Source organism: Winogradskyella forsetii (genome assembly GCF_013394595.1).
GTDB classification, from domain to species: domain Bacteria; phylum Bacteroidota; class Bacteroidia; order Flavobacteriales; family Flavobacteriaceae; genus Winogradskyella; species Winogradskyella forsetii.
The window spans coordinates 2626350-2639378 of record NZ_CP053348.1 but is presented as its reverse complement, the minus strand read 5'-3'; the positions used below and the strand labels follow the sequence as shown (position 1 = coordinate 2639378).

At 36.9% G+C, this 13029-nt stretch carries 8 protein-coding genes; all 8 read right to left on the bottom strand.

The genetic code is table 11. The features are described 5' to 3' along the window. Positions 1-12: 12 nt before the first annotated feature. The 8 genes from HM987_RS11440 to purL all read right to left on the bottom strand — a co-directional run bounded on the left by HM987_RS11440 (position 13) and on the right by purL (position 12915). Positions 13-1821 (bottom strand): acyl-CoA dehydrogenase family protein, encoded by a 1809-nt coding sequence (locus HM987_RS11440; RefSeq protein WP_179008165.1) that lies wholly within the window; start codon positions 1819-1821, stop codon positions 13-15. A 43-nt stretch (positions 1822-1864) separates the two neighbouring features. Continuing rightward, positions 1865-2218, bottom strand: coding sequence for a four helix bundle protein (locus HM987_RS11435; RefSeq protein ID WP_179008163.1), 354 nt, complete (start codon positions 2216-2218; stop codon positions 1865-1867). Positions 2219-2253: 35 nt separating this feature from the next. Beyond that, positions 2254-3444 carry an acetyl-CoA C-acyltransferase gene (locus tag HM987_RS11430; RefSeq protein ID WP_179008161.1) on the bottom strand — a complete coding sequence of 397 codons (1191 nt, stop codon included), beginning with the start codon at positions 3442-3444 and terminating at the stop codon, positions 2254-2256. A 113-nt stretch (positions 3445-3557) separates the two neighbouring features. Beyond that, positions 3558-5966, bottom strand: coding sequence for a 3-hydroxyacyl-CoA dehydrogenase NAD-binding domain-containing protein (locus HM987_RS11425; RefSeq protein WP_179008152.1), 2409 nt, complete (start codon positions 5964-5966; stop codon positions 3558-3560). 1 nt (position 5967) lies between these two features. Beyond that, on the bottom strand, positions 5968-6423 hold the full coding sequence (locus HM987_RS11420) for a MarR family winged helix-turn-helix transcriptional regulator (RefSeq protein ID WP_179008151.1): 456 nt from the start codon (positions 6421-6423) through the stop codon (positions 5968-5970). Between the two features lie 124 nt (positions 6424-6547). After that, on the bottom strand, positions 6548-6940 hold the full coding sequence (locus tag HM987_RS11415) for a hypothetical protein (protein WP_179008149.1): 393 nt from the start codon (positions 6938-6940) through the stop codon (positions 6548-6550). Positions 6941-7077: 137 nt separating this feature from the next. Continuing rightward, the gene (locus HM987_RS11410) at positions 7078-8850 is read right to left on the bottom strand and encodes an AMP-dependent synthetase/ligase (protein WP_179008147.1); all 1773 of its coding nucleotides are present in this window, start codon (positions 8848-8850) and stop codon (positions 7078-7080) included. Positions 8851-9207: 357 nt separating this feature from the next. Continuing rightward, positions 9208-12915 (bottom strand): phosphoribosylformylglycinamidine synthase, encoded by a 3708-nt coding sequence (purL, locus tag HM987_RS11405; RefSeq protein WP_179008145.1) that lies wholly within the window; start codon positions 12913-12915, stop codon positions 9208-9210. Positions 12916-13029: the final 114 nt, after the last annotated feature.

The following is a 13029-nucleotide window of genomic DNA, read 5'->3' as shown; positions in this document are numbered from 1 at the left end:
ATTATTTAATTTTCAGAAGCAGTATTTATTTTCTGCTTTTACTTTTTCTGCAATTTCAATCCGTAAATCAACGATATCCGGATAGTTTTGATACTTAGTGAAACGTTTCAGTCCCATTAATAACATACGTTGCTCGTCGCCTTCAGCAAAAGAAATAATACTTTCCTTTCCTTTTTCTTCTACGATATCCACGGCATGATAGAGATATAATTTCGCCATGGCGATTTGGGCAGATTGTGTCTCTTGGCCAAAACGTTTGGCGTTCTTTTCGGTTCTTAAAATTGCGGATTCTGCCATATAGATTTCAATTAAGATATCTGCAGCGGCAATTAATAATTGTTGGTGTTCTTCAAGTTGCGGTCCAAATTTTTGAACTGCTCCACCAGCAACCATCAAAAAGGTTTTCTTCAACTTTTTGATCATTTCTTTTTCTTCTGAGAACAATTCCGAATAATCTGGAGTTTCAAAAGAAGGAATGCCCATTAATTCTTCTTGTACTTTCTGAGCAGGTCCTAATAAATCCACATGACCTTTCATGGCTTTCTTAACCAACATCCCAACGACTAACATTCTGTTAATTTCGTTGGTGCCTTCATAAATACGAGCAATTCTGGCATCTCTCCAAGCCGCTTCCATCGGTGTTTCTTCAGAGAAGCCCATGCCTCCAAAAATTTGAATACCTTCATCGGCCGAATTTTGTACATCTTCAGAAACTGCCACTTTTAAGATAGAACATTCAATGGCATATTCTTCCACACCTTTTAATTCTGCTTCTTGTTGAGAGTTTCCGGCCGCTTCGCGCATCGCAATCCGATCTTCAATATTTTTTGCAGCTCTGTAGGTAGCGGATTCTCCAGCATAGGCACTTGCGGCCATTTCAGCTAATTTGGTTTTTATAGCTCCAAAATCTGCAATTGGTGTTTTAAATTGTTTACGTTCATTAGCATATTGTACGGCAGTCGTTAAAATGCGTCTTTGAGAATCTAAACAAGCTGCAGCTAATTTGATACGGCCTACGTTAAGGGCGTTCATGGCAATTTTAAAACCTTCGCCACGACCAGCTAACATATTTTCAACAGGCACAACCGTATCATTAAAAAATACTTGACGTGTAGAACTTGCACGAATACCTAATTTGTGTTCTTCCTCACCTAAAACAATGCCATTTGGGTTGTCTTTATCATATTCAACGATGAAACCCGTAATATTTTTATCATCTTCAATACGAGCAAAGACAATCATCAAACTACAAAAACCGGCATTTGAAATCCACATTTTTTGACCGTTGATTTTGTATGACTTGCCATCTGCCGATAATTCAGCAGTTGTTTTACCAGAATTGGCATCAGAACCTGCTTCTGGCTCCGTTAAGCAATAGGCTCCAAACCATTCACCTGTGGCTAATTTAGGAACGTATTTTTGCTTTTGCTCTTCTGTACCGTATAATGTAATGGGCATCGTACCAATTCCGGTATGTGCACCAAAAGCAGTACTGAAAGATCCTGTTCCTGATGAGATATAGTCACAAGTTAAAACTGTAGATACAAACCCCATTCCAAGACCTTCATAAGCTTCAGGAACAGCAACGCCTAAAAAACCCATTTCTCCTGCTTTACGCATTACCTCTTCGGTGAGGGCAAAATCTTTTGCTTCAAAGCGTGGTTTGTGAGCGATGATTTCTCGTTCGTTGAATTCCATTACGGATTCTTTCATCATTTGTTGCTCTTCTGAAAAATCTTCAGGAGTAAAAATGTCTTGGCAATCTGTTTCCTTTACTAGGAATTGACCACCTCTAAGTATTTGTTTTTCTGTTGTTTCCATTGTTTTATTTTAGATTAAAAGAATCAAGAGCCAAGAGCCAAGACTAAATATTTAGTCCTGATTGAAATCTTGAAATCATTTTTTGAATATGTATTATTTTTTGTTCTAATTCTTTAAATATTTCTTCTGACAAATAATTTTCGTTATAAGCAACAATAAGTTGTGTTTCCCATTCGAAAGCTGAACCTAAACTGTCCTCAAGATATTTGTTGAAATGTTTATCTGTACTTTTACTGCTGCCCTCTGAAATATTTGAAGGAATAGAAACAGCACATCTATTCATTTGAACGACTAAGCCAAACTTTTCTATACCTGGAAATGTTCGAGTAAGACGATAATTATCACTTACAAGGTTTATTCCTTCTTGCCAGATTTTAAGTTTTTTAAAGTTGTGCATTTTAGTCTTGATTCTTGGTTCTAAAAGTCTTGATTCTAGTTTAAAAACTCAAATATACCACACGCACCCTGACCCGTACCAACACACATGGTTACGGCACCATATTTTCCTTTCATATTTTGCTTGCGCATTTCATCAAATAGTTGAACTGATAATTTTGTTCCTGTACATCCTAATGGGTGACCTAAAGCAATGGCACCTCCATTGACGTTAATGATATCTGGATTTAAGTCTAATTCTCTAATCACAGCTATGGATTGCGAAGCAAAGGCTTCATTTAATTCAATTAGCGCTAAATCATCTTGTTTTAAACCGCCTTGTTTTAAGGCTTTTGGAATGGCTTTTACTGGTCCAATCCCCATAATTCTTGGCTCTACGCCAGCAGCAGCATAGTTAACAAGTCTTGCAATAGGTTCCAGATTCAATTCTTTTACCATCTCTTCACTCATAATCATTACGAAAGCAGCGCCATCACTCATTTGTGATGAGTTACCAGCTGTTACACTTCCGTTCGCTGCAAATACAGGTCGTAATTTTGCTAAAGCTTCTAAGTTTGTTCCTGCCCGAGGACCTTCATCTTTATTAACGGTGTATTTTTTTGTTGCTTTTTTTCCGTTCTCGTCAATGTAAGTTTGCTCAACGTCTATCGGAACAATTTGATCTTGAAATCGATTTTCAGCTTGCGCCTTTAAAGCTTTCATATGCGAATTGTAGGCGAATTCATCTTGGTCTTCACGAGACACGTTGAATTGTTTTGCAACTGCTTCAGCCGTGTTTCCCATTCCCCAATAATAATCTTCGTGACCAGCTTTTACGGTATCGTAATTTAATTCTGGTTTAAAACCGGTCATTGGAACACTACTCATGCTTTCTGCACCACCAGCAATGATGCAATCTGCCATTCCGGACTGAATTTTTGCAGCTGCAATTCCGATGGTTTCAATACCTGAGGCACAAAAACGGTTGACAGTAACACCAGGAACATCCACACTATCTAACCCAATTAATGAGATAAAACGTGCCATGTTTAATCCTTGCGAACCTTCTGGCATTGCGTTTCCAACGATGACATCGTCAATACGTTTTTTGTCTAAATTAGGCAGCTCCTTCATCATGTGCTGAATGGTTTCAGCCGCTAATTCATCTGTTCTTTTAAAACGGAACACCCCTTTTGGTGCTTTACCAACGGCAGTTCTGTATGCTTTTACTATATATGCTTGTTTCATTCCTATCCCTAACCCTTTCCAAAGGAAAGGGAACTTTTACGGGTAATTTAAATGTTATACTTTATTTTTTATTCATCTCGTCTCCTTCCCTTTGGGAAGGTTGGGATGGGCTTCTAATTTCTAAGAGGCTTACCCTTTGTCAGCATATGCTGAATTCTCTCCAAAGTTTTTCTTTCTGTACAAAGTGACAAAAATGCTTCACGCTCTAAATCCAATAAATATTGTTCTGTGACTTTCGTTGGTTCAGACAAATCGCCTCCAGCCATAACGTAGGCTAATTTATTGGCGATTTTCATGTCGTGTTCAGAAATGTATTTAGAATCTTCCATAGCGTCTGTTCCTACTAAGAACATACCCAATGCTTGTTTTCCAAGAACTAAGACATCATCTCTTTTTACAGGTTGTGTGTAACCAGCATCTACCATTAACATAGCATGTTGTTTGGCTACAGCTATTTGGCGGTCTTTGTTAACAACCACGACATCTTTTCCTTTTTGAAGTAATCCTAAATCGAAAGCTTCATATGCAGAGGTTGATACTTTTGCCATACCAATGGTTAGGAAGTATTCTTGCAGCACGTTTAATTGGACATCTCCCTTTTGGAACAAGTCTTGTGCTCTTAAAGCCATTTCTTTAGAGCCTCCACCACCAGGAATCACACCAACACCAAACTCTACCAGTCCCATGTACGTTTCTGCAGCAGCAACAACTTTGTCTGCGTGCAAGGATAACTCACATCCACCACCTAAAGCCATGCCGTGAGGTGCAGAGATTGTTGGAATTGCAGAATAACGCATACGCATCATGGTGTCTTGGAAGTATTTGATGGCAGCATTCAGTTCGTCATATTCTTGTTCTGCAGCCATCATAAAAATCATACCGATGTTTGCACCAACAGAGAAGTTGGCAGCTTGATTACCAACAACCAATCCTGCAAAATCTTTTTCAGCTAAATCAATTGCTTTATTTAACCCTGTTAAAACGTCGCCACCAATGGTATTCATTTTAGATTGGAATTCCACATTTAGGATACCATCTCCTAAATCTTCGATCACTACACCAGAATTTTTGAAGACTTCGTTTGTTTTTCGGATATTATCTAAGATGATGAAACTATCTTGACCAGGTATTTTAGTTTGTGATTTTGAAGGTATATCGTAATAATAGGAAGCCCCATCTTTCACCGTATAAAAAGAAGTATTGCCAGAAGCTAACATCTCATTGACCCAAGTTGCAGGTTCTATCCCTTCAGCTTTCATCAATTCGATTCCTTTTTCAACACCTATAGCATCCCAAATTTGGAAAGGCCCATGTTCCCATCCAAAACCAGCTTTCATGGCATCATCAATCTTGTAAAGCTCATCTGAAATCTCAGGAATACGGTTAGACACATAAGCGAACAAGGCCGTAAAGCTTTTACGGTAGAATTCTCCCGCTTTATCTTTTCCTTTTACTAATATTTTGAAACGGTCAACAACTTTATCGACGGTCTTGGTCATTTCTAAAGTAGCGAATTTAGCTTTTTTAGAAGATCTGTATTCTAGGGTATTTAAATCAAGGGCTAGAATCTCTGAAGATCCATCGTCTTTTTTGACTTTTTTATAAAACCCTTGTCCTGTTTTACTTCCTAACCATTTGTTTTCCATCATAGTATCGATGAAATCTGGTAATTTGAAAAGTTCTCTTCGTTCGTCATCAGGACAATTTTCATATATACCATTAGCGACGTGCACCAAGGTATCCAATCCAACTACATCTACGGTACGAAAGGTAGCCGATTTTGGACGACCAATGACTGGACCTGATAATTTATCAACTTCTTCAACCGTTAAATCTAAATCTTTGACCGCATGAAATAAACTCTGAATACTAAAAATCCCAATTCTATTTCCGATGAAAGCAGGTGTGTCTTTTGCAACTACAGATGTTTTACCTAAGAATTTTTCTCCATAATCATTTAAGAAATCTAAAACGGCTTGATCTGTTTTAGGACCAGGAATAATTTCGAATAATTTTAAGTAACGTGCAGGATTAAAGAAGTGTGTTCCGCAGAAATGCTTTTGGAAATCGTCGCTTCGACCTTCGCTCATAAACTTAATTGGAATACCAGAGGTATTTGATGTAATTAAGGTGCCTGGCGTTCTATGTTTTTCAAGGTTTTCAAACACTTGTTTTTTGATGTCTAGTCTTTCAACTACGACTTCCATTATCCAATCGACATCGGCCACTTTGGCAATATCATCTTCTAAGTTTCCTGTAGTGATTCGGCTAGCGAATGATGAATGATAGAGTGGTGCGGGCTTTGAATTTATGGAGGCAGCCAATGCATCATTGACCAATCTGTTTCTAACAGCTTTGTCTTCTAAGGTTAAGCCTTTTGCCTTTTCTTTGTCGTTTAATTCTCTTGGTACAATGTCCAAAAGTAAAACGTCAACACCAATATTGGCGAAATGACAAGCGATTCCGCTTCCCATGATTCCCGATCCAATAATTGCTATTTTTTTAATTCTTCGTTTACTCATCTTATTTTAAAATGTGTTCTTTTTTGTTGTATATCTGTTTATTGGAAATCATATTATTAATGACTTCGGCTACTTTCGTAAAGTTTGCTAATTCTTCTTCAGAAACATTTGCTTTAATAGTTTCGTTAAATGTTAGTACTTTTTCTTTTGATAATGCTCTTTTTTCTCTTCCAAAATCTGTCAAGAAAATTAAGACACCACGTCCATCTTCTGGGTTTGGTTTGCGCTCAATTAAGCCATTGGCTTCCATAGTTTTTAAAGTTCTAGAAAGGCTAGTGGCTTCCATTCCCATTTTAGGGCCCAAAGACGTAGAAGGTGTTCCTTTTTCAGGGTCAATACTTAGTAAGGCAAAACCGGTAGCCATTGTTGTCCCAAATTGAGAGGCTTCTTCGTTATACATTTTATTAACTGCCAACCACGTGGTTCTCAGAATATAATCTATTGTTTTGTCTTTCATAAAACTAAAATGTGAAACCAAAGATAATAAAAAATACTATGCACGCATAATAAATTACCAAAATTTTAATTTAAAATTTGAGGGTATTATTTAGAGAAGTTTGTTTTGAAAGCTTTCCTTACTTTCATTTCATTTTGCCATTAATAAATCCAACAATTGCACCAGTCACTGCTGTGATGCCTATGGAAATAGCGATATCCAGCGTGAATAATTCGGTGGTCATTGAAGCATCCATGGCTATATTAAAAAAGCCAGCCCATAAAGCTAAGAACAATCCGAAGAATGCGCCAGCTCTAGCACCTGTAGAAATCGTAGCAATTTGTGCCCAACGATTATAAAAATAAGACAGAAAGAAGCCTAAAGATAAATATCCAAGACATATAAAAATTTGTGAGCGTGTATCTTCTTTTGGTTGTGGAAAGTAGTCGGCAAGAATAATACCATAACCCAACCAGCCTAGAAGCCAGTTCACAATACCTCCACAAATACCAGCAATGATAAATGTTTTAGTTTTCATATGATAGGATTTAGCGGTTACGATTACCTAAGATATGATATTTGGCGTAAAATGTTTGAAATCAACGATTAAGAACATAAAACTTAGATTAATACCAGTAAATGCTCTTATATGGTTATCAGTAATTTATTTTGGTATTAAGCACGATAAATTTTATCATAAAGATTTTGATAAATATCCTTAATAATGGCGCGCTTCATTTTCATGGTAGGCGTAAGGTGTCCACCATCAATAGACCACACATCTGGCGTGAGTTCAAATCGTTTAATTTGTTCCCATTTTCCAAAGTGTTTATTGTACTTATCTATTTCTCGTTGTATGCGATTAATCACGATTTCGGAATTAGCAATTTCAGTTTCCGTTTTTCCAACACCATTTTGTTTATGGTCAATCCAATCGCGTATAAAATCAAAATTTGGCTGAATCAGCGCTGCAGGCATTTTTTCGCCTTCACCGACCACCATGATTTGTTCAATAAAAAGCGATTGTTTCATGTCGTTTTCTAAAAGTGGCGGAATGATATATTTTCCACCAGAGGTTTTAAACATTTCCTTTTTACGACCTGTAATTTTTAAGAAACCATCGGCATCAATTTCTCCTTTATCTCCAGTATGGAAATAATCGCCTGTCATAACACTAGCTGTTTTTTCAGGGTCTTTATAATACCCTAACATAACATTAGGGCCTTTAATTAGAAGTTCACCATCTTCTGCAATTTTAACCTCTACATTATCAATTGGTTTTCCAACCGTTCCCACTCTATAATTTTTGTCTTTATATAAACCAACGGCTACAACGGGAGAGGTTTCGGTTAAACCATAGCCTTCCATAACACGCATATTGGCCGCTCCAAACATTCTTGCCAACCTAGGTTGCAAGGCTGCACTACCAGAAACCATAGTGCCTAATTCGCCACCAAGGGCTTCACGCCATTTGCTGAATATAAGTTTATTGGCTATTTTTAGTTGAAACTCGTACCAAGCACCATTGGCACCATAAGGTTCCCAACGTTCTCCTAATCTTACGGCCCAAAAGAACAATCCTTTTTTTATGCCTGTTAATTCTTCGCCTTTAAGCATAATTTTATCAAAGACTTTTTCAAGAAGTCGAGGAACCACGCTCATTAAATTAGGCTTTATTTCTTTAGCATTGTCTCCAATTTTATCAATGGCTTCAGCAAAATAAATCGAAGTCCCAGCATATTGGTACACATAAATTAAAAGGCGTTCAAAAATATGGCAAATAGGTAAGAAACTTAAGATGCGATTTTCTCCTTCCTTTAAAGGAACCCTTGGCGAACTGTCCAAGGCATTACTGGTAATATTCCAATGCGAAAGCATGACGCCTTTTGGTCGTCCTGTGGTGCCTGATGTATAAATTATGGTAGCTAAATCTTCAGGTTTTACAGCATCTTTTCGTGCTTCAACTTCGGGTTGGTTACTGTCATCTTTACCTAATTCGAATAATTCAGAATAGTGCTTACAACCTTCAATATGATCAAAGGAATACACCTCTTTTATTTTGGTTTTATCTTGAATTTTTCTAACTTTTTCTAACACCTCTTTATCTGAAACGAAGCAATAAATAGATTCGCTATGGTTGAGAACATACTCGTAATCCTCAGCACTAATGGTAGGGTATATCGGAATATTTTGCGCACCTAGTTGAAGAACACCAATATCCATGATGTTCCATTCCGTTCTATTGGTAGTGGAAATAACCGCTATTTTATCGTTTTTTTGAATGCCCAAACGCAATAATGCCCTGCTCATGGCATTTGATTTATCTATATATTCTTGCGTCGATATAGCTTCCCATTTACCGTTATATTTGGTAACCAAGGCGCTATCGTTTGGTTTGTGTTTTAATTGGTAATATGGAAAATCGAAAAGGCGTGTTACTTCTGTCATGTTCATTTTTAGCAAAAATTAGTAAGGGATATTGCGAAAATATCGATTTTAAAGTTATAAAATTAAATATTATGAAAATGATGAAGAATAAAAAAAATTTACAATAAAATTCGAGAGGTCATGTAAAGTACCTATAACCTTATGAAATAGTAAGGTTTATCTGATGACATAACCTTAAAAAATTATATTTTTTTAGTTCAGAGATTAGTTGGTTTCACTTTTTTAGAATTAATAATAAAACCGTCTTTTTCAAAAAGATAAATATAACGGCAACAAGTAGGTCGTTTATATTCAGGATGAAAAATTAAATACGAGCTGAAAAAAGTTTCTCTATTTTGATTTTCGACTACATAACTTTTAACTATTGTTATTATCTTCAATCCATAATCTCGCATTCACAAAAGCCTCTAACCACGGTGAAACTTCATCTTTTCTTCCTTCTGGATAATTTGCCCAATTCCATTGGAATGTAGAACGCTCAATATGCGGCATAGTTACTAAATGCCGTCCTGTTTTATCGCAAAGCATGGCCGTATTAAAATCTGAACCATTTGGATTGGCAGGATAGTCAGCATAACCATATTTGGCGACAATATGGTATTTATCTTCTGAATAAGGTAAATTAAATTTTCCTTCGCCATGAGAAATCCAAACCCCTAAAGTACTTCCAGCTAAACTTGAAAGCATAACCGAGTTATTCTCATGAATTTTCACAGACGTAAAGCCGCTTTCGTGCTTTTTGGAATCGTTATAAGTCATTTTTCCGTGATCCTCATGCTCAGGATTTACTAAATCTAATTCCATCCATAATTGGCAACCATTACAGATGCCAATAGTAAGCGTATCTTCTCGTTTGAAGAAGTTTTTAATCACTTTGTTCGCTTTCTCATTGTATTTTATGGCGCCTGCCCAACCTTTGGCAGAACCTAAAACATCAGAATTACTAAAACCACCAACAGCACCTAAAAACTGAATATCTTCTAAGTTTTCACGACCAGAAATTAAATCGGTCATGTGCACATCTTTTACATCGAATCCAGCTAAATACATGGCATTGGCCATTTCACGTTCAGAATTACTTCCTTTTTCTCTTAAAATTGCAGCTTTTGGTCGGGATTGATTCGAATTAATTTGAGGAAGCTGTCCTGTAAAATGATTCGGGAATGAATAATTTAAGGGCTGATTTTTATAATTATTAAATCTTTCCTTTGCCAACCCGTTTGCGGTTTGCTTCTGATCTAGAAGATAAGAGGTTTTAAACCACATATCCCGTAATCTTGAAATCGTCATGCTAAATACTTGGTCGCCGTTGGTGATGCCCAAGACATCACTTTCCATAACACGTCCTAATTTGTGAAATTCAATATTTGCATTTGCTAAAACCGTTTCAATCGTATCATCGGCAGACTGAAAAACGATTCCTGCATTTTCGGCAAATAACACTTTGAACGCATCTTTTTCGTTGATTTCTGTAATATTTAATTCTGCTCCTAAATTAGTATCAGCAAAACACATTTCCAATAAAGTCGTAATTAAGCCTCCAGAAGCTACATCATGTCCTGCAACAATTTGATTGTCTTTTATTAAATCTTGGATCGTATTGAAGACGGTCTTAACGTAGTTAGCACTTTTAATAGTTGGCGTGGTATTTCCAATTTTATTATTAATTTGAGCGAATGAACTTCCACCCAATTCATAAGAGTCCTGAGAGATATTAATATAATAAATTGATCCTTTTCCTTTTTGAAAAACAGGTTCAACCACTTTAGTAATATCATTACAATTGGCTGCTGCAGAAATAATAACGGTTCCAGGAGAAATAACATCGCCATCAGGATATTTTTGTTTCATGGAAAGCGAATCCTTTCCTGTCGGTACGTTGATGCCTAAATCAATTGAAAATTCTGAAATCGCTTTTACAGCTTCATACAAACGTGCATCTTCGCCTTCATTTTTACATGGCCACATCCAGTTTGCTGATAATGACACACTTTTTAATCCGTCTTTGAGCGGTGCCCAAATCATATTGGTCAATGCTTCAGTAATTGAATTTCTGCTTCCTGCCACAGGATTGATTAATCCCGAAATAGGAGCGTGGCCAATCGATGTTGCTATGCCTTCTTTACCTTTAAAATCGAGCGCCATGACGCCAACATTATTTAATGGCAATTGTAAAGGCCCAACACATTGTTGTTTCGCTACCTTTCCACCAACGCAACGGTCAACTTTATTAGTTAACCAATCTTTGCAAGCCACAGCTTCAAGTTGTAGAACTTGGTCTAAATAATCGTAGAATTTATTGGTATCATAAGAAATGCCACTATACTGTTTTTCAACTGTAATATCACTCATCACGGTTTTAGGAGAACTTCCAAACATATCTTCTAAGGCTAAATCCATCGGTTTTTCACCAGATGTTTTAGATTCAAAAGTAAATCGATGTTTACCCGTCACTTCGCCAACATCATAAATTGGTGAGCGTTCTCTATCCGCAATGTTATGTAATGTTTCTAAGTGTTTATCAGCAATTACCAATCCCATTCGTTCTTGGGATTCGTTACCTATAATCTCTTTTGCAGACAATGTAGGGTCTCCAACAGGAAGTTTGTCTAAGTCTATTTTTCCACCAGTATCTTCAACCAATTCCGATAAACAATTCAGATGTCCACCTGCACCATGATCGTGAATGGAAACGATAAAATTTTCATCACTTTCCACCATGCCACGAACAGCATTGGCTGCACGTTTTTGCATTTCGGGATTAGAACGTTGAACGGCATTGAGTTCGATACCAGAGGCCAGTGCACCTGTATCGGCAGAAGAAACTGCAGCACCTCCCATTCCGATTCTATAATTATCTCCACCAAGGATAACAATTTTGTCGCCTTCTTTTGGCATATCTTTTAAAGCTTGGTTCGCTTTTCCGTAACCAATGCCACCAGCTTGCATAATGACTTTGTCATAGCCGAGCTTTCGAGGTTGAGAGCCTTCTATTGTGCTTAGAGTGCTATCATTATTTTCATCATGCTCAAAAGTTAAAACCGAGCCACAGATTAACGGTTGTCCAAACTTATTTCCAAAATCGGATGCGCCATTACTCGCTTTGATTAAAATGTCCATTGGAGTTTGGTAGAGCCATTTGCGCTCTGGGAATGCTTTTTCCCAAGGACGTTCGTCGTTTAATCTTGAATAGGATGTCATATAAACAGCCGTTCCTGCCAATGGTAAAGAGCCTTTTCCTCCAGCCAGACGATCCCTGATTTCACCACCAGAACCTGTTGCTGCGCCATTAAAAGGTTCAACCGTTGTTGGGAAATTGTGTGTTTCTGCTTTGAGGGAAATAACGGATTCAAAATCTTGGGTATTGTAAAAATCAGGAATATCAGCACGTTTTGGTGCGAACTGCTCTACGACTGGTCCTTTTATAAAAGCGACATTATCTTTATATGCTGAAACTATATCGTTCGGATTTTGTTTTGAGGTTTCCTTAATAAGTTTGAATAATGACGTTTCTTTTTCTTCACCATCAATAACAAACGTACCATTGAATATTTTATGACGACAATGCTCAGAATTCACTTGAGAGAACCCAAACACTTCAGAGTCGGTTAATGGTCGTCCTATTTTTTTTGAAACACTTTCAAGATAATCGACTTCTTCGTCGCTAAGTGATAAACCTTCTTGTTGATTGTATGCGGAAATATTTTCGATATCCTGAATCTTTTCAGGTTGAATATTAATGTTGAATATCTCTTGATTCAAACTTCGATATTTTTCTGAGATCATAGGATCAAAGTCCTTATAATCTTCAGGGACAGCGGTAAATTCTTCAATTCTAATAATATCAGAAACTCCCATGTTTTGGGTAATCTCAACGGCATTTGTACTCCAAGGCGTAATCATTGCGGCTCTTGGTCCAACAAAAAAAGCATCAATTGATGCTTGTTCTATTTTAGGTTGGTTGCCGAATAACCATATCAATTTAGAGACGGTTTCGGTTAATAATTCTTCTGCTGTTTGAACAGCAAATACCTTACTGTTTACGTTTCCAAAGAAGTGGATCATTTAATGTTGTTTTTAACGTGAAAAATATTTACTACAAAGTTAGTTCATTTTAGGATAAACTTCATAAGAATTGAATTTCAAATAATGAAGTATTCAACAAGTTTTAAACAAAAA